At 42.0% G+C, this 25,357-nt stretch carries 31 protein-coding genes; 5 read left to right on the forward strand and 26 right to left on the reverse strand.

Translation table 11 applies throughout. The annotated features are described in order from the left end of the window. Nucleotides 1-131: 131 nt before the first annotated feature. From CLHUN_RS15575 to CLHUN_RS15585, 3 genes are all read left to right on the forward strand, one after another. On the forward strand, nt 132-767 hold the full coding sequence (locus CLHUN_RS15575) for a TetR/AcrR family transcriptional regulator (RefSeq protein WP_080065554.1): 636 nt from the start codon (nt 132-134) through the stop codon (nt 765-767). 69 nt (nt 768-836) lie between these two features. Beyond that, a complete protein-coding gene (locus CLHUN_RS15580) occupies nt 837-2,069 on the forward strand; it encodes an MFS transporter (RefSeq protein ID WP_080065555.1) in 1,233 nt (410 codons plus the stop codon). Between the two features lie 178 nt (nt 2,070-2,247). Beyond that, the gene (locus CLHUN_RS15585; protein WP_080065556.1) at nt 2,248-2,832 is read left to right on the forward strand and encodes a class I SAM-dependent methyltransferase; all 585 of its coding nucleotides are present in this window, start codon (nt 2,248-2,250) and stop codon (nt 2,830-2,832) included. 100 nt (nt 2,833-2,932) lie between these two features. On the opposite strand, the gene CLHUN_RS15590 is transcribed toward CLHUN_RS15585, so the two are convergent. From CLHUN_RS15590 to CLHUN_RS15640, 11 genes are all read right to left on the reverse strand, one after another. Then, complete coding sequence (locus CLHUN_RS15590; protein ID WP_080065557.1) at nt 2,933-3,253, reverse strand: hypothetical protein; 321 nt, start codon at nt 3,251-3,253, stop codon at nt 2,933-2,935. Between the two features lie 302 nt (nt 3,254-3,555). Next, nucleotides 3,556-3,948 (reverse strand): 30S ribosomal protein S9, encoded by a 393-nt coding sequence (rpsI, locus tag CLHUN_RS15595; protein WP_080065558.1) that lies wholly within the window; start codon nt 3,946-3,948, stop codon nt 3,556-3,558. Between the two features lie 18 nt (nt 3,949-3,966). Beyond that, nucleotides 3,967-4,401: a 50S ribosomal protein L13 gene (rplM, locus tag CLHUN_RS15600; RefSeq protein WP_080065559.1), complete on the reverse strand. Its 435-nt coding sequence runs from the start codon at nt 4,399-4,401 to the stop codon at nt 3,967-3,969. Nucleotides 4,402-4,838: 437 nt separating this feature from the next. Further along, on the reverse strand, nt 4,839-5,576 hold the full coding sequence (gene truA, locus CLHUN_RS15605) for a tRNA pseudouridine(38-40) synthase TruA (RefSeq protein WP_080065560.1): 738 nt from the start codon (nt 5,574-5,576) through the stop codon (nt 4,839-4,841). 145 nt (nt 5,577-5,721) lie between these two features. Then, nucleotides 5,722-6,525 (reverse strand): energy-coupling factor transporter transmembrane component T family protein, encoded by an 804-nt coding sequence (locus tag CLHUN_RS15610; protein ID WP_080065561.1) that lies wholly within the window; start codon nt 6,523-6,525, stop codon nt 5,722-5,724. A 49-nt stretch (nt 6,526-6,574) separates the two neighbouring features. Further along, nucleotides 6,575-7,417 carry an energy-coupling factor transporter ATPase gene (locus CLHUN_RS15615; protein WP_080065562.1) on the reverse strand — a complete coding sequence of 281 codons (843 nt, stop codon included), beginning with the start codon at nt 7,415-7,417 and terminating at the stop codon, nt 6,575-6,577. 112 nt (nt 7,418-7,529) lie between these two features. Next, the gene (locus CLHUN_RS15620; protein WP_080065563.1) at nt 7,530-9,365 is read right to left on the reverse strand and encodes a polysaccharide deacetylase family protein; all 1,836 of its coding nucleotides are present in this window, start codon (nt 9,363-9,365) and stop codon (nt 7,530-7,532) included. 10 nt (nt 9,366-9,375) lie between these two features. Beyond that, nucleotides 9,376-10,968: an MBOAT family O-acyltransferase gene (locus tag CLHUN_RS15625; RefSeq protein ID WP_080065564.1), complete on the reverse strand. Its 1,593-nt coding sequence runs from the start codon at nt 10,966-10,968 to the stop codon at nt 9,376-9,378. A gap of 4 nt (nt 10,969-10,972) precedes the next feature. Continuing rightward, a complete protein-coding gene (locus tag CLHUN_RS15630; protein ID WP_080065565.1) occupies nt 10,973-11,203 on the reverse strand; it encodes an acyl carrier protein in 231 nt (76 codons plus the stop codon). Between the two features lie 54 nt (nt 11,204-11,257). Continuing rightward, nucleotides 11,258-12,067, reverse strand: a complete 810-nt coding sequence (locus CLHUN_RS15635; protein WP_165755773.1) for a GNAT family N-acetyltransferase — start codon at nt 12,065-12,067, stop codon at nt 11,258-11,260. Then, nucleotides 12,054-13,574, reverse strand: coding sequence for an amino acid adenylation domain-containing protein (locus CLHUN_RS15640; RefSeq protein ID WP_165755774.1), 1,521 nt, complete (start codon nt 13,572-13,574; stop codon nt 12,054-12,056). Before CLHUN_RS15640 ends, CLHUN_RS15635 begins: the two co-directional genes overlap by 14 nt. A gap of 213 nt (nt 13,575-13,787) precedes the next feature. Here CLHUN_RS15640 and CLHUN_RS15645 point away from each other — a divergent pair, with 213 nt between their 5' ends. Next, nucleotides 13,788-14,384 (forward strand): class I SAM-dependent methyltransferase, encoded by a 597-nt coding sequence (locus CLHUN_RS15645; protein ID WP_080065568.1) that lies wholly within the window; start codon nt 13,788-13,790, stop codon nt 14,382-14,384. Between the two features lie 50 nt (nt 14,385-14,434). Further along, entirely contained in the window at nt 14,435-15,124 is a 690-nt protein-coding gene (locus CLHUN_RS15650; protein WP_080065569.1) for a class I SAM-dependent methyltransferase, read from the forward strand. Nucleotides 15,125-15,153: 29 nt separating this feature from the next. Here CLHUN_RS15650 and CLHUN_RS15655 read toward each other — a convergent pair whose 3' ends face one another. The 15 genes from CLHUN_RS15655 to rpsE form a co-directional block, all read right to left on the reverse strand. Further along, a complete protein-coding gene (locus CLHUN_RS15655; RefSeq protein WP_080065570.1) occupies nt 15,154-16,017 on the reverse strand; it encodes an energy-coupling factor transporter ATPase in 864 nt (287 codons plus the stop codon). A 626-nt stretch (nt 16,018-16,643) separates the two neighbouring features. Beyond that, nucleotides 16,644-17,168 (reverse strand): bL17 family ribosomal protein, encoded by a 525-nt coding sequence (locus CLHUN_RS15660; RefSeq protein WP_080065571.1) that lies wholly within the window; start codon nt 17,166-17,168, stop codon nt 16,644-16,646. Nucleotides 17,169-17,284: 116 nt separating this feature from the next. Further along, nucleotides 17,285-18,232 (reverse strand): DNA-directed RNA polymerase subunit alpha, encoded by a 948-nt coding sequence (locus CLHUN_RS15665; RefSeq protein ID WP_080065572.1) that lies wholly within the window; start codon nt 18,230-18,232, stop codon nt 17,285-17,287. A gap of 126 nt (nt 18,233-18,358) precedes the next feature. Continuing rightward, entirely contained in the window at nt 18,359-18,985 is a 627-nt protein-coding gene (gene rpsD, locus CLHUN_RS15670; protein ID WP_080065573.1) for a 30S ribosomal protein S4, read from the reverse strand. A gap of 27 nt (nt 18,986-19,012) precedes the next feature. Continuing rightward, nucleotides 19,013-19,417, reverse strand: a complete 405-nt coding sequence (rpsK, locus tag CLHUN_RS15675) for a 30S ribosomal protein S11 (protein WP_004620814.1) — start codon at nt 19,415-19,417, stop codon at nt 19,013-19,015. A gap of 21 nt (nt 19,418-19,438) precedes the next feature. Beyond that, nucleotides 19,439-19,807, reverse strand: a complete 369-nt coding sequence (gene rpsM / locus CLHUN_RS15680) for a 30S ribosomal protein S13 (RefSeq protein ID WP_080065574.1) — start codon at nt 19,805-19,807, stop codon at nt 19,439-19,441. A gap of 362 nt (nt 19,808-20,169) precedes the next feature. Beyond that, the gene (rpmJ, locus tag CLHUN_RS15685) at nt 20,170-20,283 is read right to left on the reverse strand and encodes a 50S ribosomal protein L36 (RefSeq protein ID WP_080065575.1); all 114 of its coding nucleotides are present in this window, start codon (nt 20,281-20,283) and stop codon (nt 20,170-20,172) included. Between the two features lie 102 nt (nt 20,284-20,385). Further along, nucleotides 20,386-20,604, reverse strand: coding sequence for a translation initiation factor IF-1 (gene infA, locus CLHUN_RS15690; RefSeq protein ID WP_080065576.1), 219 nt, complete (start codon nt 20,602-20,604; stop codon nt 20,386-20,388). 97 nt (nt 20,605-20,701) lie between these two features. Further along, nucleotides 20,702-20,983, reverse strand: a complete 282-nt coding sequence (locus CLHUN_RS15695; protein ID WP_080065577.1) for a KOW domain-containing RNA-binding protein — start codon at nt 20,981-20,983, stop codon at nt 20,702-20,704. 280 nt (nt 20,984-21,263) lie between these two features. Further along, nucleotides 21,264-22,034: a type I methionyl aminopeptidase gene (gene map, locus CLHUN_RS15700; protein WP_080065578.1), complete on the reverse strand. Its 771-nt coding sequence runs from the start codon at nt 22,032-22,034 to the stop codon at nt 21,264-21,266. Between the two features lie 18 nt (nt 22,035-22,052). Beyond that, the gene (locus tag CLHUN_RS15705) at nt 22,053-22,697 is read right to left on the reverse strand and encodes an adenylate kinase (RefSeq protein WP_080065579.1); all 645 of its coding nucleotides are present in this window, start codon (nt 22,695-22,697) and stop codon (nt 22,053-22,055) included. 203 nt (nt 22,698-22,900) lie between these two features. After that, the gene (gene secY, locus CLHUN_RS15710; protein WP_080065580.1) at nt 22,901-24,193 is read right to left on the reverse strand and encodes a preprotein translocase subunit SecY; all 1,293 of its coding nucleotides are present in this window, start codon (nt 24,191-24,193) and stop codon (nt 22,901-22,903) included. A 1-nt stretch (nt 24,194) separates the two neighbouring features. After that, nucleotides 24,195-24,638, reverse strand: a complete 444-nt coding sequence (gene rplO / locus CLHUN_RS15715; protein WP_080065581.1) for a 50S ribosomal protein L15 — start codon at nt 24,636-24,638, stop codon at nt 24,195-24,197. Nucleotides 24,639-24,652: 14 nt separating this feature from the next. Beyond that, nucleotides 24,653-24,832 carry a 50S ribosomal protein L30 gene (gene rpmD / locus CLHUN_RS15720; protein WP_080065582.1) on the reverse strand — a complete coding sequence of 60 codons (180 nt, stop codon included), beginning with the start codon at nt 24,830-24,832 and terminating at the stop codon, nt 24,653-24,655. Nucleotides 24,833-24,842: 10 nt separating this feature from the next. Further along, nucleotides 24,843-25,346, reverse strand: coding sequence for a 30S ribosomal protein S5 (rpsE, locus tag CLHUN_RS15725; RefSeq protein WP_080065583.1), 504 nt, complete (start codon nt 25,344-25,346; stop codon nt 24,843-24,845). Nucleotides 25,347-25,357 lie beyond the last annotated feature (11 nt).

Below are 25,357 nucleotides of genomic sequence, written 5' to 3' on the forward strand. Positions count from 1 at the left end.
AAATTTGTTGCCAGAGAATTATGTGTTCATATTTCATACTCTGTGAATGTATACTTGACAAAATATGCCTTAGCCCCTATAATACAATACATACTCATAGAATGTATATTGTTTAAGGAGGGTAACAGCGGATGGCACGCAACAAATATCCGGAAGAAACGCAGGCAAAAATACTGGAAGCAGCCATGAGACTTTTTTTAAAAAAGGGTTATGAGCAAACAACCATACAGGATATTGTAAGTGAACTGGGCGGTCTGACAAAAGGCGCTTTTTATCATCATTTTAAATCCAAAGAGGAAGTAATGGACGCGTTGACCACGAAGTTATTCTATGACGACAATCCATTTGAAAAGGTAAAAAGGCAGAAGGACTTGACAGGACTTGAAAAGATAAAATCAATGTTCCTGCAATCACTGGACGACAACAGTGACCATCGCCAAATCAGTATAGAAGCAATGCAGTTGCTGGGCAGTCCTAATTTTTTGAAGGTTCTTATTGACGATAACCGTGATACGGTAGCCCCTATGTACCAGGAATTAATTGAGGAGGGCATACGGGATGGCTCAATAAAATCGGAACAGGCAAAACTGCTTGCCCAGGTGTTTGTATTGCTTACTAATTTCTGGATGATACCCACAATATACCCCGGTACGGCAGAGGAAAGCTGGCAGCGGCTTCTGTTTGTCAAAGAAATTACCGATAAAATGGGCATGCCTGTTTTGGATGACCACATAATCGAGTTATGTCGGCAGAGCTTGCCGGAATAAAATTGCCATCAGGCAATTTTTATTTAACCATTTACATTCATACCGAATGTATAAAAGAGAGGAAATCCTATGAATTCAAAATTATTTAACCGCAGCTTCACATTATTGCTTTTTGGACAGATAAGCTCCCTTTTCGGTAATACCATCCTTAGATTTGCATTATCCATGTACATTTTGGAGGTCACGGGCTCCGCCACAATTTTTGCAAGCCTTCTGGCAATTTCAATCGTTCCCACAATCTTGCTCTCCCCCCTTGGCGGCATATTGGCAGACAGGGTAAACCGGCGAAATATTATGGTTGCACTGGATTTTATATCCGGACTGTCGGTACTGTCTTTTGTTTTTATTCTTTCTGATAGTAATGTTGTCACAGCCATTGGAGCAATCATGGTTATCCTGTCCATCCTGGCGGCTTTTGAGTCTCCTGCTGCAACGGCCTGTGTTCCCCAGTTGCAGGAAGGCGATAATGTCATTCGTGCAAACGCCGCGGTTTATCAGGTGTCAGCTTTGGCTGGATTAGCAGCTCCCATCCTGGGCAGTGTTTTCTATTCAATATTTGGACTATACCCGATTATAATAGCAAGTGTGGTGTGTTTCTTTATAACCGCTTTATTTGAGTGCTTTATAAAATTGGAGCATACACCCTCCAGTATGAAAAACAACATTTTCACTATCATTAAAAACGACTTTTCAGCAAGCATGAGGTTTATGACAAAGGAACAACCAAATATCTTAAAGCTTTTGCTGCTAATTGCCATTATCAGCTTTTTTATTGCAAGTCTTGCGACAGTGGGAATGCCCTTTATGATACGAAATGTCCTCGGCTTGGACGCAACCTTTTACGGGGCGGCTGAAAGCGCACTTGGAGCTGCTTCCATCGCGGGAAGTATTGCGGCAGGCTTGCTTGTTGGCAAATTTAAAAATTCAAAGCTGTATTTACTGCTTGCCGCACTGGGAATCAGCCTGCTTCCCGCAGGCCTGGCCTTTTTGCTCAAGGCTCCCACTATGGTTTCATATGGCTCAATTATTCTATCCTTCGTATTGGCACAATTTCCAGCCACGATTTTCTCGGTATTCGGGTTGTCCATCATACAGCAAAAGACGCCCAACGAGCTTCTGGGAAAAGTCATGTCCTATGCAGCAACCATTACACTGTGCGCACAGCCCCTGGGACAAATGGTATATGGTATCCTGCTTGACCTGCTGCACAACAGGGTATTTTGGGTTTTAATACCTACAGCAATCCTGCTGTACCTGGCAGGCACAGCTTCAAAGAAAATGTTTTCAGACTTTGAAAAATAGCCTTCTGACTTTTATGTTATGGTAATTAAGGTAGTTCAGAACTTCAGTAGTTCAGCATTTCAGTAATCTCAGCCTCCCTACCGGGGCAGCATCTGTTGTTTTGTGGTTCAGAGTATAGTAAAATTAGCTCAGCTACAATTGTAACAGAAAATAAATTGCGTTCATATAAGGAGCTATCATGGGACTTTTGCAGAATTTGATTGAACAAAGTCGTCTTCCGGACGGTTTTATCGGCAGATTGATGTTGAAAATTATGAATAACGCTCATAAGGGGCTGACACTTTGGGGAATATCGAAGCTCAAATCCGGAAAAAACGTGCTGGATGTAAGTTGCGGCGGAGGCAGTGCAATTCGGCTGCTTGCCGAAAGCGGCAAGTTTGAGCATGTTTATGGAATCGATCTGTCCCCTGAGGCAGTGGCCCTATCCACCCAATATAACCAGCGGCTGATAAATAGAGGTATTGTCACCATTGAGAAGGCATCTGTTTTGGAGCTTCCTTTTGAAAATGCTTTTTTCGATGCAATAGTCACCTTTCAATCTCATTATCATTGGCCCCATATTTTGCAGGCTGTCCGGGAAATACATAATAAACTGACACCGGGCGGGCAATTTGTCCTTGTGGCAGAGAAGTATAAAATTGAATATCACATGAAGGAGTATAACACTGCAAAGCTTACAAAAGATTTGCTGCGGGACAGCGGCTTCAGAATAGTCCAATTGTTTGAAAACAGCAAGCATATTTGTGCTCTGGGAACAAAATAGCTGGGGTTACCCCTGCTTCCTTCGATTTTTTGATATATAAAAGAGGACTACCATTTACTGGGTAATCCTCTTAATTCATTAAGCTAATAGTATTTAGTTTTTAGTTTCTATTTTTTCTTAATTCTTTCTTTATGGTTATATCTCTTTTAAAATAACGGTATGTAATCCAAAAACCCAATAACGCAAGAATACCAAAAATAATAATGCCAGGAAGCCTATTGGAAAAGTCCCAAACCATGTTTTTATCCAGTATAGTGGCAAATGAAAAATATAACGCTAAAAATAAGCAAAATAGGCTTGGTAATAGGTTGAATACAATTCCAATCCACATTGCTTTATTGGGTATATTTATATTACTGGGTAATTCTCCATCCCCATGAGGGATTAAATCTTCATCAGAATATTCTATTTTACGTCCCATGATAACACTCCTAGTTCTTTTATCTTTAATTTTAGCAATACATGGCATAGAAATAAAGCTATTTTTTTAATGACAGTACTATTACTATAAACATTGTGAAACATGGCTCCGAATTAGTCTCTGCTTCAGAAACTGCATCAGCTTACTGCAGCCGGTGTCGATGAAAGATTAATTAAAAAATAGGTTTATATTTGTCTATTGTACGCCTATTATCCACCAACTTTTATTGGCCCTTATAAGATTTTGAAAATAATAAAACCCCCAAACTATACCGTTTGAGGGTTTTGTATTTGTTAAGAATATTATCTCTTTGAGAACTGTGGTGCTCTTCTTGCCTTCTTGAGACCGTATTTCTTTCTTTCCTTCATTCTTGGGTCTCTTGTGAGGAAGCCTGCTTTCTTAAGAGCCGGTCTGAGTTCTTCGTCAGCCTTTAAGAGAGCTCTTGCTATTCCGTGTCTGATTGCGCCGGCCTGACCGGTGAAACCTCCGCCGATAACCTTGCATATAACATCAAACTTTGCCACTGTATCTGTGAGGGTTAATGGTTGTTTAACTATAACCTTCAAAGTATCCAATCCAAAGTAATCATCCAATGATCTGTCATTTATAAGAATCTTGCCTTCACCAGGAACAAGTCTTACTCTTGCTACTGATTTCTTTCTACGTCCTGTACCATAGTAATATACTTTTGCCATTATTTTGTCCTCCCTCCATTAAATATTTAAGTCAAGTACTTCAGGCTTCTGCGCCTGATGGTTGTGTTCAGTTCCTCTGTAAACTTTGAGCTTTCTGAACATTTGTCTTCCAAGACTGTTCTTAGGAAGCATTCCCTTAATCGCCACTTCAACAGCTCTTTCAGGGTGCTTTTCCATCAAATGCTTGTATTTGACTTCCTTCAATCCGCCTGGATGAAGTGAGTGAGTTCTGTAAAGCTTCTGATCAAGTTTTTTACCTGTCAAAAGAACTTTTTCTGCATTCAGTACTATTACATGATCGCCAGTATCAACATGTGGTGTGAATATCGGCTTATTTTTTCCTCTTAGAATAGCGGCAACTTCACTTGCCAATCTTCCAAGCGGCTTACCTTCAGCATCAATAATGTACCATTTTCTTTCAATCTGTTCCGCTTTTGCCATGAAAGTTTTCATTTCCTAATACTACCTCCTTAAAAATCTGTACTGTCTATGTCAAACAGTGTTCACCGTATATGTGACGGTTTTCAATTATAACCGTTTCGAGGTCTTGATAATTTGCTGAAATCCTGATAAAAATTCCTTATTCATTTTTCAAGTCCTTGGACACTAGAACATTTTAATATACACTTCTAACTATGTCAAGTATAAATTACCGAGATTTTAATTTATCTCTCATTATCTCTCGATTTTTCTCGATATATCTCCATATCTCTCATATAATCGTTTTTCAATTCATTTTTTCTTATTAAGTATAAAACAGACGATATTGGGCGTAATGCTTAGCATTATGCCATTATTTTATACCTGTGGGCTTATTTTCCCCAATTTGCCCGCATATCTTGAATAACGGCTAAAACTTCTTCACAGGAGAACCTTTTTTTGCAGGCTGTTCAATAATATATCTCCATCAGATACAACCCCTGCGCCGGAGCTGTCTTCCCCGCCTTCGTCCTGTCAAGCCCGCGGATAATTCCCGGTACATCGCTTTCGGCCAGCTTCCCCATTCCCACATATATCAAAGTTCCCGCAATTATTCTCACCATGTTGTACAAAAATCCGCTGCCTGTGACCTCAAGCTCTATGAGACTGTCTTCCCTTCTTTTAACCGCCATGCTGTAAATCTCCCGTACAGTGCTGCGGACTTGACCTCCCGTAGCCTGAAAAGCTGCGAAATCATGCTCTCCCTCAAAATGCTCCGCAGCTTTTCTCATTTGCTCAAAATCCAGCTCCGGCCTCACATGACAGGCCCTGTTTCGCATTAAAGCAGACTGGTGTGCGGTATTGCAGATGAGATATCTATACCGTTTCCCTTTGGAGGAATATCTGGCGTGAAAGTTTTCAGGCTCCTCCTCCGATTTCTGTATTACAATATCCGCAGGCAGCAGATTGTTCAGGGCATAGGAAAACTTTTCCCCGGGGATTGCCGAAGCTGTGAAAAAATGCGCAACCTGACCGTAGGCATGCACGCCCACATCGGTCCTGCTGCAGCCCACCACGCCGGTTTTCTCCCCAAGAAGCCGTGAAAGTGCCTTTTCAATACATTCCTGCACGGTGACGGCATTTTTCTGAACCTGCCAGCCGTGATAATTTGTTCCTTCATATTCTATGGTCAGTTTAATATTTCGCATTTTCCACCTGTCATTTTTACATTTCTCACACTTCACTGCAACTGAAAAGAGCAGCCTTCTATAACCTTTACCGCAGAGGCACCCGCAGCAAAAGCATGTACTGCAGCGCCAACCACAGCAATACCAAGCACTGCAATGCCACCCACTACCATACCATGTACTGCATTACCAGCACCCAGGCCATAAAGACCACGGTTATGGCTGTTGCAACGAAATCATACCTTGTCAGGCTGAGCTGCTTCATCCTTGTCCTGCCCTCACTGCCTCTGTAGCACCTGGCTTCCATTGCCGTTGCCAGCTCGTCCGCCCTGCGGAATGCGCTTATAAACAGGGGAATTAGTACTGGAATAAAGCTTTTGGCACGCTCTATAAGGTTTCCGCTGTCAAAATCAGCACCCCTTGAGGATTGCGCCTTTATTATCTTGTCTGTCTCCTCCAGAAGGGTAGGAATGAATCTCAGAGCAATTGTCATCATCATGGCTATCTCATGCACAGGCACCCTGAGCCTTTTCAGCGGGCCCAGAAGCTTTTCGATTCCGTCGGTCAGGGCTATGGGTGTGGTGGTATAGGTCAGAAGGCTTGCAATGATAATCAGCAGGAAAAGCCGTATAGCCATTTTAATGGCTGTATCCACACCCTCATAGGTCATTCTCAGGAAGCCCCACTCAAAAATGGTCCTGCCTCCTATGGTAAACATATTGATTACTCCTGCAAAAATCACAATGAATATAACCGGTTTTAAACCTTTAAGTACAAATTTGACAGGAATATTCGAAGTCACAACGGTCAATGCCGTAAAAAGCGTCAGCATCAGATATCCCCAATAGGTGTTTATCATAAATATGAATATCATCATTACAAAGGTCAGTATGATTTTTGTACGGGGGTCGGATTTGTGAAGCATGGAATCCCCCGGCACATACTGTCCAATTGTTATATCTCGTATCATTTTTTCCTCCCAGAGCCGCAGCCGCGGTCAAAACCATGAAAGCCCGGCACTATGCCTTCAAATGCTTCTGAAGCTCCTTAAGTGCCGCTTCTACAGTAAATATATTTTCATCGATGTGGGGTATTATGGCCTTCAGCCTTTTCATCAGATAGGTTATCTGCGGAGCCGAGAGCCCTATTTTTTCAAGTTCCTGAGGCTGATTATACACCTGTGCCGAGGGCTTATCCATAAAAATCGTACCCTGGTTCATTACAATGACCCTCTCCGCCAGTCTTGCTATATCCTCCATGCTGTGAGACACCAGTATTATGGTCATATTGAAGTCCTTATGAAGCTTCTTGATATAGCCGAATATTTCGTCCCTGCCGCTGGGGTCCAGCCCTGCAGTGGGCTCATCCAGCACAAGTATTTTGGGCATCATGGCAACTACTCCGGCTATTGCAACCCTGCGTTTCTGCCCCCCCGAAAGCTCAAAGGGAGATTTCTCAAGAATGCTCTGGTCAAGACCTACCGACTGCAGTGCCGCCAGCACCCGCTGTGCAGTTTCCTCCTCGGACAGTCCCAGCTTCAGCAAACCAAAGGAAATATCCTTTTTTACCGTATCCTCGAACAACTGGTGCTCGGGATATTGAAAAACAATACCCACCTGGCGCCTCAGCACTTTCAGGTCTCTTTGCCTGGTGTCGATGCCATTTACAGAAATACGTCCTCCCGTAGGTTTCAGTATACCGTTGAAATGCTGTATAAGCGTCGACTTGCCTGAACCTGTGTGCCCGATGATTCCGATAAATTCTCCGTCTTCTATATTTAAATTAATATCATTTAATGCTTTTTTCTCAAAAGGACCGCCGTTGGAATAGGTAAACGACAAACCTTCTATGTTGATAGGCATATTGCACTCCCGGCTTTCTAATTTAGTAAACTCAAGTCAGACTGATTGCTTCTTGATAATTAATATTACCACAACCAGGTATATTTAGTGAATGAAAAAAGTAAGCAGTCAATCACTTTATTCTCTCAAGAAGTTCCTCCGGCGAAATGTCCTCTGTAATCCCGAAGCGGTTCATTGCTCTCAGTGACTGGGGCAGCCCCTTTATAAGGGTATTTGTACCGGCCTTTGTGGTAAATGTGGCTTTAATGCCCAGCCTGCTCAGTACCACCTCGGATACCTCGCTGTATTTCCCCAGAGGATAAGCCAGGGCCATGACCTTGTTTCCGGTTTCCTCCAATATGTTCTTCCTGGAGAGTGAAATGTCCTTCTGAAGGTTGTCAATAAAAGCGTCCTCTGCTTCCCCCTCAAGCCGTGTTATGCTTGTCCGGGCCTTTCCCTCTCCCTTTCCCTCTTCAAAAGGCGCCCATTGGTGCATATCATAGGTATGGCTCTGTATGTCTACAATGCCGGATTTCAGCATTTCCTGTGCCTGCCCGTAGCTGAAATGAGGGGTTATGGGATTCTGGGTGTCCTTATACCTGTCCTTGCCCACTGAGGAGCCTATAACAAATATTGTGGCCTTCATATTATACTTCTTCAATAGTGGGTAGGCCAGTTCATAATTGCTGAGATACCCGTCATCAAAGGTAATTACCACCGGCTTTTCAGGCAGCTCACTCCCCTTTTCCACATAATCCAGCAACTGCTGGATGGACACCCCCGTATATCCGTCCCCGGCAAGGGCCTTTAGCTGAGCCTCAAACTGCTGTGTGGAAATAACAAGCGGCCCGGTGGACTTAGGGGCAATATCATGGTACATCAGTACCGGAACTTTTTTTGTATAGCTTTCATCATCCATACTTATTGGCCTGGACATGGCCGCAGCCTGTTCCGCCGCATTTTGTGACGTAACATATACGCCTATATCCTCAGGCACATATATTTCATTATCTCCGAAAATCCTTGCAAGGGCCATCTTTCCCATTGCATTTCTGAAATGGGTGCTGTCATAAAAAAAACGGCAGTCCGAGGTGAGGGAATTTGTTGAGAAATCCCAGAAATCAGTTACTTCAGCCAGTCGGGTATAAACCTCCGTCAACTGCTGGGGACTGAAATTCTGAACATACTCATTATACATGGGAGGAAAGAGTACAAGGAGATTTATATTGTTCTTGTCACAAAGGGCTTTTATCAGTTTGGTGTCTTCTATAAGCTCATCAATGCTCCCCAGGTTGTGCCTGTCCTTTGGATAGGACTTGAAAACAGGGTATTTTTCAAGGTAGTCCGGCATGGCCTGAATATTTTCAACATCTCTTGAGGACTTGTCATATGCCCCTGTGCCAACCTCAAAAACCTTGTATTTGTTTTGAAGATAACTGTCATTTTTGTATGCCCGAAGCTTTTCCAGAGAATAGCTGGGATTGGCAAAAAGATATTTTTTAAGAAAATCAAACTGAGAGGATTGCTCTGTCTTGTAATGCAGGCTTCCTGTGTAAGGGTCCGACTCAACCTTGTATCTCATGGCATTTATAAAACCAAGGTTCAGCACAAGATTTTTAACCTTGTAGTTATTAATGATATACTGGGTGGTCTGCTTGACATCATACATGTCCGCCCCATACATGAACAGGTTATAGAACCTGGCATTCATATATCTGTCAAGCTGCTCCACAGGAAAGGAAGAGGTGGAGGAACTGCCTACTATGAAGGAATCATATTCTTCCTTGTGCTGATCCATATAGGCTATCTTTGCCACCCTTGGATTCTTTGTAAAATCATAGGTATACCACTGCATTACCTTATCACCAAATGCTCCGAAGGGGTCCACCAATATATTCATACCTGCCACTCCCAAAGTCAGAAGCAGCACCGTAATTATAAACATTACAAACCATTTTTTTGATGACATTGCTTTCTCCTTAAAATTGCTTATATATAAACTCGGAAGCTATATAGCCTTCCCTGTATATGCCCAGGAAAGCAATAACCGCAAGTCCGGCCAGCAATACCAGCCATTGAACCAGCATGTTCCTCTCCTCCAGGGTCTTTCTGATGTGGACACCTCTTTCTTTCAGATAGCCAATTCCCAGTATAACCGTACAGCACACAAGGATTACCAGCAGATCAAAGGCTCCCAGCCCCAGGGACAATACATTTCCCGCCAAATTCCTCAAGTCGAAATGCAAAACCGTACGCTTCAGCATTCGCAGCGCAGTCATAAGGTCTTCCCCCCGTGTGAAATACCTGCCTATAAACACCAATACGGTGGTCCTTAATATTTGAAACAGCTTCCAGCAGGTACTTTCGGGGTTAATATGGAGCCTTTTCAACGCCTTTTCATAAACCGGGGCATTAATTACCGAAAAGGTGATTATCCCGCCGTTCCAGATTCCGAAGGCTATATATTTCCAACTGGCTCCATGCCAGATGCCTATTGTAAAGAATACTATAAAGGTAACCAGTGAAACAGGCAGTATCTTCCCAAGATTGCCCTTAAGCTTCTTTCTGGCATACTTGCCCAGCTTTCCGAAGGGCTTGGACAAGGACAGGGGATAAAAAAGGTAATCTCTCATCCATGCCCCCAGGCTTATATGCCATCTTCTCCAGAAATCCGACAGAGAGGTTGCGAAATAGGGGCGCTGGAAATTCTCTATCATATCAATGCCCAGTATCTGAGCAATACCCCTGATAATGTCTATGCCCCCTGAGAAGTCACAATATATCTGTATACAATACATAAATACTCCAAAGGCGATTTCAGCACCGGAGTATTTTTGATAATTTCCAAAAACATTACTAACTATAACCGCAGTTCTGTCCGCCACCACCAGTTTCTTGAAGAAACCCCACATCATGAGCTGGAGGCCGTATTTCAAGCGGTCAAAGCTAAAGGCGTGGGACTCATACAGTTGATGGGCCAGCTGGTCGAAGCGGCTGATGGGCCCCTGTATGATCTGGGGAAAGAATGATACAAAAAGGGCGAATTTAAAAAAGTTCCTTTCCGGTGGATACTTGGCCCTGTAAACATCTATTACATAACCTGCAGATTGAAAGGTATAAAAAGAAAGCCCTACAGGAAGCAGCCAATTCACTTTGGGAAAACTTGCGTCTGTAAACAGCCCCAAAAGCACATTGGTGTTTTCAGCAGCAAAATTGTAATATTTTATGGCGGCCAGAATGCCGAAATTTATAAGCAGAATGCCGGCAACCACCCATTTTTTATTTCCGGTGAACCTGTCTGAGACAGCTTTTTTCTCTTCACTTGAGGCCTCCCTGCCAAGCTGCTTCACCCGTATTTTCCTGCGGCTGTTGAGCTCTCCCAGCAATAAGCCCCCCACATATGTAGTAAAGGTTGTCGTAAGGAGAAAACCAACTATCTTAACCCCGTACGACAAGTAGTAGAAATAGCTGGCAGCAAGCAAAACCATCCATTGAAGCTTTTTAGGCACCAGAAAATATAGGGCAACGGTGCTCACCAGAAATATTAAAAATGAAGCTGATGACAGTGACATACCCTTATTCTCCGTCCCTCAATCTGTTAATCAAACCCAATATTGCCTGTACGGTATTGAAGTTTTCAGGCACCAGACCCTCAACACCGATCTGGACATCGAAGGTTTCTCCTATTTCACCTACCAAAGCCACAATGTCGAAGGAATCCAGCACTCCGTCGTCTATCAGTGCCTTTTTTTCATTAAAATCTATATCAGGTCTCAATTCCTTTAAAATTCTCAATAATTCTTCCATGTGAGTCTCCATTTCCGGCTTTGCTCCTCCGCATAGCCTTTAACTTTTATAAATTTATGGATTTTTTATAAGCCCTGTGGACTGCCAGCCGTCATATTTGAAGCCTGCCCATTCATACAGCCCCCTGGCACTTATATTGTCCTTCTTCACCCATAGCTGTATTCTGCCATCCCCCTGTCCGCTTACACTTCTTGCAAAGTGAGCCAGGAGGCCTTTTGCTATACCCTTGCCCCGCGCATCAGGATGGACTAAAAGGTGCCGGACAAAGTTTGCGGAGTTCTTGCTGCCTATGTGCAAAACTCCCAGGATACTGCCGCTGCCGTCTTCCGACACCAGCATCTCCTCTTTATTTATATATTCCAGCACTTCATCCAGGCTTGGAATGCAGCCCAAATACGGGTCAAACATTTCGGCTATCATCGCCCGTATCTGCCCCGCCTGCTTACAGGCAGCATTTTTCACTGCGTGCTGCCCTTTACCTGCACTTTCCAGTAAAAGCTTCTCAGGAATGCCATTCATACGCTGTCTGTATATATAAGGCCGGAAGCCTCTGGAACCCCAAAAGTCAAGCTGACTTACCACTGCCTCATTCTCATTTTTATATACAAGCTCCATAACAAGCGGCTTATCTGCCGGAAGTACAATTCCGGCCTCCAGGCCCTTGATATGATAGAAAATGCGCCAGTGTGTCCTGCAGTCCAAAAGCAGTATCAGAGTCGAATCACTGCATTCATAATACAAATCTCCTGCGCCGATATAAGCCTCATACCCATCCTTGACCATGAAGTTATTGGACATAATCCCTTTTTTCATATATGGCGCTATAAGGCTGCTTATTTCTCCAAATTCCTCAATTCTTTTCATTGGCATATTTCTCCGAAAGTTTTCTTCTGTCTATCTTGCCGTTTGCATTATAAGGAAAAGCCTCAAACTGCTCAATAACGTTTGGCAGCATGTATTTTGGGAGTCTCTGGCTGAGCTTGATTACAAGCTCGGTCTTATCAACACTGCCTGTATAAAACAATATTATTTTAGCCGCTTCATGATCATAAAAGCAGACACAGGCCTGAACCTGGTTCACCCCATTAACCGCCGCTTCAATTTCGCCCAGCTCAATGCGGTTTCCCATGTGCTTTACCTGCCCGTCCTTCCTTGAGAGGAATACCAGTTCACCGCACTCGTTATATCTTACTATATCTCCGGTGCAGTATAATATATCCCTGTAGGCTGTGTTCAACGGATTCTGGATGAATACCTCCGCAGACAGCTCCGGGCTGTTTATATAGCCCAACGCAACACCCGTCCCTCGGACACAAAGCTCTCCGGGCCGGTTTCCGTCAACAGGTCTTCTGTCCTCATCCAGCAGGATAACCTCCATATTCCGGCAGGCATTCCCGATAGGTATTACCTCCTCGTCGCCAAACTCCCTGTTTACAATATAATACGTACAGTCAACAGTTGCTTCGGTGGGACCGTACAGATTAATATACTCTGCCTCCGGAAGATATTTCCGCCAGCCGTTGAGGTGCTTTGCGAACATTGCCTCACCTGCAAAAAACACCTTGTTCAGGTGCTCCGGCAGCACTTTTTTAAATATCTGCGAGTTGGACAAAAGAGTAATAGCTGAAGTGGCCCACAAAATGGCTGTTATCCTGTTCACATTAAGATACTCCACCAGCTTCACGGGGAACATAAACAGCTTCTTTGGAATAATGCACAGTGTAATCCCTTTTTTAAGGCATAAATATATATCCTTGACAGAGGCGTCAAAATAAAAAGGTGTCTGATTGCCAATGACATCCTCGTTGGTAAAGCCAAAGGTGTCATCAAGCCATTCTGCAAGGTCCATGACATTTCTATGGGGCACCACGATTCCCTTGGGTGTCCCGGTTGAACCGGAGGTAAAAATGGTATATACAGGGTCGGTATCAATCAGCCTGCTTCTCACAACCTGTAATTTTTCGTTATCCGCCTTATTTTGTATTTCATCAGTCTTCAATATTTCAGGTAAATCCGCCATTCCCTCAAAGGCCCTTATATCCTTTGCCCCGCATAAGATCAGCCTTGGCTTCAGTGTGGAAATAATTGTCCTGAGTCTTTGGGGAGGAGTTTGATTATCTATGGGTACATAGTAGTTTCCACTGTACAGCACACCCATAAAAGCAACTATTGTGGAGCATGTCCTGTCCACAAAAACAATTACCGGGTTTCTTACCGAACCCGATGTTTTATCTGTTATCATAGTGCCAAGTGCCTTGGCTTCCAGTTCTAACCCGAAAAAGGTAATCTCCTGGGTTTCATCCTTTAATGCAACCTTATCAGGATATTTATATGCTGCCTGTTCCAGGTATTCCAGTACATTTATCTGCAAAAAAACCCCTCCACAAGAAAATACACCGGATTTTCCCGGCTGCCATGGATTATGAAACACACAAGAGTAATAAATTTTTCCCATACAAAAATTTATCTTAACCTATGTGTTATAATAATAGTTATTATTACAAAAGTCAAGTAAGCCATAAAGCACGGCGGCGTCTAGGCGGACCCTGCTGTTGGAATTTTTCACCGGAGGTAATACAAAAGCATGAGTCAGCATTATTATACAGAAAATCCCGATTCGGAAATTAAAGAAAAAAGCTTTTCTGAAACCATAAATGGCAGGCAACTGAGTTTCACGTCGGTAAGCGGTGTTTTTTCCTTTGAAGGCAGGATTGACAAGGTGTCTCATAATCTTATCAAAAACTTTACACCCAGCGGCAGTTCCATACTTGACGCGGGCTGCGGCTACGGTGCAATCGGCCTGTTTCTCAAAGCCCTTTTCCCGTCCCAGCAGGTTTCCATGATAGATATAAATAACAGGGCTCTTGACTATACAAGAAAAAATGCTGCTGCAAACAAGCTGGAAGTACAGGTCATTCACAGCAATCTTTACGAAGCTCTTACCGGTAGATTTTTTGACGATATTGTATCAAACCCTCCTTTTGCAGCAGGTAAGGATTTGAATACCCGGCTTATTGCAGAGGCACGGGGACACTTGTCCGAGAATGGCTCCCTGTGGCTGGTGGCCTTTCACAATAAAGGCGGCTCAACCTTGAAGGACATCATGAAAAGCGTTTTCGGGAATGTGGAGGATATGGATAAAAGCGGAGGCATCAGGGTATATAAAGCGATTAAAAAATAAAGAACTATTATATATTCGGCCTGAAATTGAAATTAGGAGTGAACCATAAGATGGGTATGGAATGGTATGACATGGTAGCCAAAAAGAATGGTGGATATAAAAGCAACGCAATATTTACTGTGGAGGGAATTTCCGGCGAAGATGTTTTTGAAAAAGAGTTAATTCAATTATTACGTAATTCAAAATCAGCCTTGGACGCAGGGTGTGGACATGGGGATTTTACTATAAAAATGGCAAAGTACGCCTATGGAATTGTTGGATTTGATTGGTCTATAGAATTATTAAAAATTGCCGACTCACTAAAAGAGCATTATAAAGCAGACAATGTAAATTTCGTACGTGCTGCCACAAAATCAGAATTACCCTTTGAAGATGGACAATTTGACTTAGTGTATTGTAGAAGAGGACCAACCTCAATTACTAAACATAGTCGGATTCTTTGTCCTGGGGGAATAATATATGGTATTTGCCCTGAATACCCTGATATCATTGCTATTCTTTCTGAAAGATTATCTGATAATGGTTTTATTGATATCCAATTTAATATTTTTGATGATGTAATATGCGTTTTCCCCAATGATAGAGAATTTGCAAAATTTTTAACAGCATTTCCTGGTAACCCAGATTACACCTTGCCTGAGAACAAGCCGCTAATAGATGAAAAAGTCAATGAAAATATGATAAATGGGCGTCTATGTTATAGACAATGGCGAATCATTTGGAAGGCCATAAAATCATAAGAATATGGACAGACAATCATATAATTTTTTTATGGATTATTTTTCTGCCTTGCCAAACCCTTTATTATCTCGAAAGCCTCGTCTACTGAAAGTGGAAGCCTTTGGATATCAAAGCCCTGTTTCTTCAGGTTGTACATCAGTTCTGTAACCTGCGGCACGTCCAGACCAAGGCTCTTCACCTTTTCCACATTGCTGAAAACCGCCTGGGGCGAACCGTCCAGTACAAGCTCTCCATGGTCTATTATCATCAGCCTGTCCGCAATTGCAGCCTCATCCATATGATGTGTTATGTGTATAATTGTAATGTTTTCTTCCCTGTTGAGTTTTTTCAGTACCTTTATTACTTCTCTTCGGCCTACCGGGTCCAGCATTGAGGTAGCCTCGTCAAGTATTATGCACTCCGGCTTCATAGCCAGTATTCCTGCTATGGCAACCCTCTGTTTCTGTCCTCCTGACAAAAGATGCGGTGCATTCCTTTTGAACTGGCCTATTCCCACTGTCTCCAGAGCTTCATCAACTCTTCTCCTTATCTCTGCAGGCTCCACACCCAGATTTTCCGGGCCAAAAGCAACATCTTCCTCAACAGTAGTTGCAATTATCTGATTGTCCGGATTCTGAAAAACCATGCCGGCATTACTTCTGATATCCCAAACATTGTCTTCAAGGGCTGTGTCCTTTCCTGCTACCAGGACAATACCTTTTTTGGGGACAAGAAGTGCGTTCAGAAGCCTGGAAAAGGTTGATTTTCCTGAACCGTTCCGTCCGAGAATAACAACAAAATCGCCCTTTTCTATCTTGGCGGAAACGCCTTCAAGAGCTGGAACCTCCACCGGGATCTCACCATAGGTGGTATATGAAAAGCTCACTTCCTGAACATCAAAAAATATACTCATGTAACCCTCCAAAAAATTTAATCCATATTGCAGTGGTAACTTCCATCCCTTATATAAAAAATTAATTTCTTACCAAGCTGCCATATTAAGTATTCCCGTACAATATAGAGAAATGGATTGCCACAAAGTACTTGCCTGTAAAAATACGGTTCACCGTAAACATTTTCATTCCGTCGCAGCGACTCGCCCATCCGGGTCTCGCGTGCTGCATCAAAGTGACATCCTGTCACTTTGCCGGAAAAAATATTTACGTTTCACCTACTTTTTCAGCAAGTACCTTTTAATCAGCCTTCCCATTTCTCTATATTGTACTCGCATACTTTTAAATGAGAATTCATAAACAATAAATTAATTTTTTTCACACTAGATTATTAACACATAGTCCAGTATGTATAAAATTACTTTGCAGTACAACACTCATACAAATATAGGGACCAAACCTGCCGGACATACATTTGCTGCCAACAGGTCCAATCCCTAATATTTTAGTTTAATTATTTATACTGAATTATAACGCCTAAATTCAAATGAAATTTTTCAATTGTAGAAAAATCTCATTACATCAGCGGCGTTTCAATGAGGCAAAGGTCACAGTTGGTGACCATGGATACATTTTTCCCGCCTCGTTATACCAACTCAAGGATAACCATTTCAGCAGCGTCGCCTCTTCTTGGTCCCAGCTTGTATATTCTTGTATAACCACCATTCTTGCCCTTGTACTTAGGAGCAATTTCATCAAAAAGCTTATCTGTGATGTTTACGTTCTTTCCATCAGCAGTAGTTGGTCTGTAAACCCAATTCATTATAAGTCTTCTTGCATGAAGTCTTGATGCATTATCAACTGATACCATATCAGTCTTCTGCTCTCTGTCGATAACCAAGTACTTGTTGCCGTTCTTGGATGTCTTGGAGTCAGTAAGCTTAGCACCTTTGCTGTCAACCTTAGCTAAACTGATCTTTACCTGCTTTGAAGTAAAGTTGTCTGCTTCCTTGATCGCTATAGTGATAAGTTTTTCTGCAATATTTTTAACTTCCTTGGCTCTCGCCTCAGTAGTTTCAATTCTGCCACTTACAAATAATGCTGTTGTAAGATTCTTTAAAATTGCCTTTCTTTGGTCAGTTGCACGCCCTAACTTTCTTTGCGCTGGCATTACCTATCCCTCCTTACCTTGTATTTTACTTGTAATGCATTTATATTTCTCATAGTAATTATTCTGGAAACAAAGGTAAACATTTACGTTTTTCTTTGCTATGCCTGCATTGCAGACTATTCTTCACTTGGAGCCAATACAAGTCCAAGTGCCTGGAGCTTCTGAAGAACCTCTTCAAGAGACTTTCTGCCGAGATTTCTTACCTTCATCATATCCTCTTCGGTCTTGTTGGTAAGATCCTCAACAGTATTTATGCCGGCTCTTTTGAGACAATTGTAAGATCTTACTGAGAGATCCAGTTCCTCAATTGTCATCTCAAGAACTTTTTCTTTCTTTGTTTCTTCTTTTTCTACCATAATTTCAGTATGCTTAGCTTGATCTGACAAGTCCACAAACAGATTCAAATGTTCGCTCAATATCTTGGCGCCAAGGCTTATAGCCTCGTCAGGATTAATACTTCCGTCTGTCCAAACCTCCAAGGTAAGCTTGTCATAATCTGTTATCTGACCAACACGGGTGTTTTCCACAGTGTAATTAACCTTTTTAACAGGAGTATAAATCGAGTCAACAGGTATTACACCAATCGGCTGTCCCGGCTGCTTGTTCTTTTCAGCCGCAACATAGCCTCTGCCCTTGCTGATTACAAGTTCCATGTAGAATCTGTGGTCGCCGTTCAATGTTGCAACATGAAGATCCGGATTAAGTATCTCTACATCCTGATCTGTTATGATATCACCAGCGGTGATAGGTCCTTCACCATTTGCATCAATATATATGACCTTCGATCCTTCGCCATGCATTTTTAAAGAAAGAGCCTTAATATTAAGTATTATTTCTGTTACGTCCTCAACTACACCCGGCACTGTGGAGAATTCATGCAACACTCCGTCAATCTTTATGGAATTGACAGCGGCACCAGGTAAAGAAGAAAGCAATATTCTTCTCAAGGAATTACCGAGAGTAATACCATAGCCTCTTTCCAAAGGCTCAACAATAAACTTGCCGTATGTGTTATCATCGCTATTAGCAACACATTCAATTCTAGGCTTTTCTATTTCTATCACCAAAAACCCTCCCTTAACAACTTTTTATTTTTTGAGGGCAACTGATTCTAACATACATCTCATAGAGAATTATTGTGGAAATAATCCTTTCAGTTGCTTCCAAGTTAATTATCCATCTACCTATTATTACTTGGAGTACAACTCTACGATCAAATGTTCCTTTATCGGCAAATCAATATCTTCTCTAGCAGGAAGAGCGACAACTTTTCCTGTGAAGTTTTCTGCATCATACTCGAGCCACTTCGGAATTACCTTACCACCAGTTATATCACTGATAGCCTTAACCTTTTCAGAGCTTCTGCTCTTGGGAGCGAGTGCTATAACATCTCCAACCTTTAAGAGGTATGAAGGTATGTTTACACGTCTTCCGTTTACAGTAAAGTGTCCATGTGTTACCAACTGTCTTGATTCCGGTCTTGAAGTACCAAGTCCAAGTCTGTAGACAACATTGTCAAGTCTTGTTTCCAATATCTGTAACAAGTTTTCACCTGTTATGCCCTTACGTCTTGAAGCCATTTCAAAATATTCACTGAACTGGCCTTCCAGTATGCCGTAATATCTTCTTACCTTTTGCTTTTCACGATGTTGTATACCGTATTCTGACATCTTCTTCTTAGCCTGTCCGTGTTGTCCGGGCGCATATGCCCTTCTTGCTATAGAACATTTGTCAGTATAACATCTCTCACCCTTTAAAAAGAGCTTCTCGCCCTCTCTGCGGCAAAGTCTGCAAACTGCTTCAGTATATCTTGCCATTTAAATTTACACCTCCATAATAATCAATTAAACTCTTCTACGCTTAGGTGGTCTGCAGCCATTATGAGGAATTGGTGTAACGTCCTTTATAAGACTAACTTCCAAACCAGCAGCCTGCAATGCTCTGATTGCCGCTTCTCTGCCTGCTCCAGGTCCCTTTACGTATACTTCAACAGTTTTAAGTCCATGTTCCATTGCAGCCTTTGCAGCCGTTTCTGCAGCCATCTGTGCAGCAAATGGCGTACTCTTTCTTGAACCTCTGAAACCCAATCCGCCTGCACTTGCCCATGAAAGCGCATTTCCGGCAGTATCTGTCAAGGTAACAATTGTATTATTAAAAGATGAACGGATATGAGCTGCTCCACGTTCAATATTTTTACGTTCTCTTCTTTTTCTGGTTGTTCTTTTAGCACCAGCAGTCTTTGTTGCCATGTGTTCGCAAACCTCCTTTAACTATTTCTTTTTACCGCTAACGGTTTTTGAAGGGCCTTTTCTAGTCCTTGCATTTGTCTTTGTACGCTGACCTCTTACTGGAAGACCCATTCTGTGTCTTCTTCCCCTGTAGCAGCCTATTTCAATAAGGCGCTTGATGTTCAACGCTACTTCTCTTCTAAGGTCACCTTCAACCTTATATTCTCTGTCGATAGTTTCTCTTAGTTTGTTGATTTCATCGTCAGTCAGATCTCTAACTCTTGTGTCGGGATTGATGCCAGTCTTAACGAGAATTTCATTTGACTTAGCTCTTCCGATTCCAAAAATGTAAGTTAGACCAATTTCAACCCTTTTTTCTCTGGGTAAATCTACTCCGGCAATACGTGCCATACTTTTCCTACACCTCCAAATAATTTCTCATAACTTATTCTTGTAAAAAAGCCTTCGGGCTTTTTTTACGCGAAGCCTGAATACATGATCAGCCTGCTTCGCGTACTGCATGCTAATTCTCCACCGCAGGATGCAGATATTGTAATTATTGCCATTCCCAAGGCCAAACAGCCTATGGCATCCAAATCCTGGCGATATCGTCAAATATTTAAAATATCATCAAGAATAACAAAGTCAATAAATTGACATTGAGAATTGGGAAAATTCTCTTGTTCAGCCGCTTCTTGTGAGATTTTACGAAAGTAAGTATTGCTTATCGGGCATAGCACCCGTTTATGGGCCGTAAACGGCCCACCTCAAAATCAACCCTGCTTCTGCTTGTGCTTTGGGTTTTCGCAGATTATCATAACTCTGCCTTTTCTCTTAATGATCTTGCACTTTTCACATATAGTCTTAACTGATGGTTTAACTTTCATTTTAATAGCCTCCTTATATTAAGAAACAAACCTGTCTTATTAATTAATACTGCTTTTTATATTTAATAATACCTTTCCCATTTCACAACCAGTAGAGGTATATTATTTTGCTCTCCAAGTAATCCTTCCTCTGGTAAGGTCATATGGGGACAATTCAATTGTCACTTTATCACCGGGAAGTATCCGGATAAAGTTCATTCTTAACTTACCTGAAATATGAGCCAGAACTTTATGGCCATTTTCAAGCTCAACCTGGAACATAGCATTTGGTAATGCCTCAATTACGGTTCCTTCGACTTCTATAACATCATCTTTTGCCAAACTTGCACCTCCTCCAGAGTTCTCCTTCAAATACCACGAAATATACCGGGATATTTACAGAATAGGATTTTTATCTATTAATAATTTTTACCGGAAATTATTCCCCGCTCTCACTTTTCTCTTTTACCTCGGCAAGAGCCTTTCTAATCTCGGCATTGGTAACTTTTATGCTGTCATTGAGTTTTTTGGTCAAAGACTCAATAATTATTGAAGTAATATCCAGATGCTTGATTTTTTTCTTCTTGGGATTTTCAAATCTTCTGAGATCACCATCACTGACAAACACATACTTGTCGTCGACAATACCGCTGATAATAAAAATCCTGCCTTCATCCCGCCCTGCCTTTGAACAAACTACCTGTCCCAGCATTACATTCATGCTAAACCTCCAAGTCATAAGACAACGGCGACACAAAATGAAAATAAAATCCTGAAAATCACTTGCACGTTTGAAACTTCAACGCGAGGAACGTGGTGCAACCCACAAAACAATCCATTGCCCGCGTTATTCAAAACTCTGTCACCTTCTATGCATAAAATTCCATCTATCAATTTGCGGCGGCTTAAATAAAGCACTTTCGCATAATTGACACAGGTCAAACCAAATATAAATTATACAGGAAAACTGCAATAATAACAATACATTTATTAAAATTCTTTTAAAACTTTGTTAAAAGCAACGGTCCATTAGCCGTGATAGCTACCGTATTCTCATAATGAGCCGAAAGCGACCCGTCCGCCGTCACTACCGTCCAACTGTTATTCTGCAACCTGACACTGTAATCCCCGGCATTTACCATGGGCTCCACAGCGATGGTCATTCCGCTTTCCAGCTTTGCACCCCGGCGTTTGGTAATATAGTTGGGAATATCCGGCAGTTCATGCAAGTCTTTTCCTATACCGTGACCAACGAAATCCCTGACTACCGAAAAGCCGTTGCTTTCGGCATGCATCTGAATTGCCTCAGAAATATCTCTTATGTGCTTGCCGATTTCCATCTGCTTCAGTCCTTCATAAAAACTCTGCCGGGTTTCGGATATGAGTTTCTGTGCCTCATGGGATATTTTGCCCACTCCATAGGTCCGGGCGGCATCAGCGTGATAGCCGTCCAGATAGACACCTACATCTATGCTAATAATATCGCCATCTTTCAGATGATTTAAACTGCTGGGTATTCCGTGAACCACTTCTTCATTTACAGATGTGCATATGCTTGCCGGAAACGGCACTACTCCGGGTACGCCCGGATTATAGCCCATAAATGACGGGACAGCCTTATGCTTTTTTATATTGTCAAAAGCTATTCTATCCAGTTCCTTTGTGGTAACACCGGGAGCTATATTCTTTTTAAGCAACTGAAGAGTTTCATACAGAACCTCTCCCGCCTTCCTCATCTTATCTATTTCAGATTGCGATTTTATAGTAAACATGCCTACCTCTAGTCCTTATTATAATCCCAAAGCCTCAAATACCCTTGAAGTTGTTTCCTCAACCGCATCAGCACCTTCAGCAGTTTTCAGCTTTCCGGCCTTTTCATAATAGCTTATTAAAGGCTGTGTCTGCTTGTGGTAAGTCTCAAGCCTGTTCAATACTGTTTCGGCAGCATCATCTGCTCTTTGTATTACCGGCGTCTTGCAAATGTCACAGATTCCCTCAACCTTGGTAGGATTGAAAGCAACATGGTATGATGCTCCGCAGTTGGGGCAGGTGCGTCTGCCTGACATTCTTTCAATAATATCCTCATCCTTGACGCTTATCAGCAAGGTGGCATCCAACTCAATACTCATTTCACCGAGAACACTGTCAAGATATTCGGCCTGCGGTATTGTCCTTGGAAAACCGTCAAGTACAAATCCTTTTTCACAGTCGGGATTGGCCAGTCTGTCCTTAACTATTTCAACTGTAAGTTCATCCGGAACAAGCTGTCCTTTGTCCATATATTCCTTTGCCTTTAGACCAAGTGGAGTATTCCCCTTTATATTTGCTCTGAAGATATCTCCTGTAGATATATGTGGTATGGATAGTCTTTCAGATATATTCTTGGCCTGAGTTCCCTTTCCTGCACCAGGAGCCCCTAAAAGTACGATCTTCATAATGTTTACCCCCTTATTACCGTTCTACCAGCATTCCGGACACCTCCGGAAATACTTCTACAATAACTGACCTCAATGGTATAAATTAAAATCAAATGAATAAAATTAAAAAGCAAACAAATTTAAAGTAAGGGTTTATGACGTATCATAAACCCCAAACATTTAAATTATTTATATAAGCTATGGATTACACTGACTGCGGACTATTCAAGAAAGCCCTTGTAGTGTCTCATAAGCATCTGTGACTCAATCTGCCTTACGGTATCAAGAGCAACACCTACGAGAATCAGTACACTTGTTCCTGCAAACCATACGCCCTGTACTTTGGTAATCCAAACAATAACATATGGGAATATGGATATGAGGGCAAGGAATAGTGCACCAAACCAGGTAATTCTGTTTAAAACCTTTTGAATATAATCTGATGTGGGCTTTCCGGGTCTGATACCAGGTATGAAGCCACCGTTCTTCTTCATATTGTTTGCAAGCTCAATGGGATTGAACTGAACATATGTGTAGAAGAAGGTAAAACCAATTATCAGAATCGCATAGAGCAGTGCATAAGACCAGTGTGACTGCCAGTTTTTCATAAATCCGATGAAACCAGTAGTAGTGTTAGGTCTTGCAAAAGCAAATATGGTTGAAGGAAGCGCCATAATTGACATGGCGAAGATTATTGGAATAACACCTGCCCAGTTTACCTTGATAGGCAAATGAGTGCTCTGTCCTCCGTAAACCTTTCTTCCAACTACTCTCTTGGCATACTGTACTGGAATTCTGCGCTCTGCCTGGTTAACGAAAACAACGCAGGCTACGATTGCAACAAATACAGCGAGTATACCGATTATGCTCAATACTCCAACGACATCATTACCAAGCTTTCCAGCCTGATAGTTTCTGATAAGGTAGTTCAGCCCGTTTGGAGCTGCTGATACGATACCTGCAAAGATAAGCATTGAAATACCGTTACCAATACCATACTCGGTGATCTGCTCACCCAACCACATCAAAAATGCGGTTCCGGCAGTAAGTGTGAATGTTACTGTAATGAAGGTCATAACGTTAAGTCCTGAAATAATTGCGCCTCTTAAACTAACAGTGATAGCTATTGCCTGAACAAACGCAAGAATAACCGTTGCATATCTTATCCATTGGCCGATCTTCTTTCTGCCTTCCTCACCCTCTTTTGAGAGCTGTTCCAGCTTTGGAATGGCAATGGTTAAAAGCTGCATAATAATTGATGCATTAATGTATGGAGTAATACTCATGGCAAATATTGTTGCATTTTTAAAGGAGCCTCCACCAACTACATCAAGAAAATTAAACAACTGTCCGCCTTTATCAATAAGGCTTGCAAAAAATGTAGGGTCAAGTCCGGGAACCGGAATTCTTGAGCCTAATCTGAAGATCAGAAGCAGACCAATTGTTATCAAAAGTTTTCTTTTTAAATCAGGAATCTTCCAGGAATTCTTAAGTGTATCCAACATACCACTCACGTTATACCACCTCGACCTTTCCTCCCGCAGCTTCTATCTTGCTAGTTGCTGTCTTCGTAAATTTAGTCGCCTGAACTGTTAACTTTTTAGTTAACTCACCGTTACCTAAAATAGCTACTCCATCAATAATCTTTTTGGCAAGGCCGGATGATTTAAGTAATTCTTCATTAACTACAGTACCGTCTTCGAAAATGTTCAATTCTGATACATTAACTTCAGTATACTTGTCAGCAAACTCATAGTTATTAAATCCTCTTTTAGGCAATCTCATGTATAATGGCATCTGACCACCTTCGAAACCAGGTCTTACACCACCACCTGCACGGGCATTCTGTCCTTTGTGACCTTTGCCGGCAGTTTTTCCGTTACCAGTACCTATACCTCTACCTTTTCTGTTAGGTAGCTTTTTTGATCCAGGAGCAGGCTGTAATTCAAATAATTTCATTGACTACACCTCCCTTATATTTCTTCTACACAAACAAGATGTGAAACTTTTCTGATCATACCTCTGATTTGCGGGTTATCATTGTGCTCAACTGAAGTACCGATTTTACCCAAGCCAAGAGCCTTTACTGTAGCAACCTGATTTTCAACGGCCTTATTTGTACTTTTCTTCAGAGTTATTTTTAACTTAGCCATAATGTCCCCCCTAACCCAGAATCTCTTCTGGAGTTTTTCCGCGAAGTCTGGCAACATCCTCAGCGGTCTTTAACTGGGAAAGACCTTTTATTGTTGCGTTAACCATGTTGATAGGGTTGTTTGAACCCAATGACTTCGTTCTTATGTCACGTATTCCTGCAAGTTCAAGCACGGCTCTGACAGGACCGCCAGCAATAACACCAGTACCTTGTCCTGCTGGTTTGAGCAATACTTTACCTGCTCCGAATACTCCTGTTGCTTCATGTGGTATTGTAGTATCCACCAATGGAACCTTTATAAGATTTTTCTTGGCATCTTCTATACCCTTGCGGATAGCTTCAGGTATTTCAGCAGCCTTACCCATACCGCTTCCAACGTAGCCGTTTTCGTCTCCTACAACAACTAAAGCGCTGAAACGGAAGTTTCTACCACCCTTAACAACCTTTGTTACACGACCTATATTAACAACCTTTTCTTTCAGTTCTCCCAAAGTGTTGGCATCAATTCGTTGCAATGTATTCCCCT

Origin of the sequence: Ruminiclostridium hungatei (assembly GCF_002051585.1) — a bacterium.
GTDB classification, from domain to species: Bacteria; Bacillota; Clostridia; order Acetivibrionales; family DSM-1351; genus Ruminiclostridium; species Ruminiclostridium hungatei.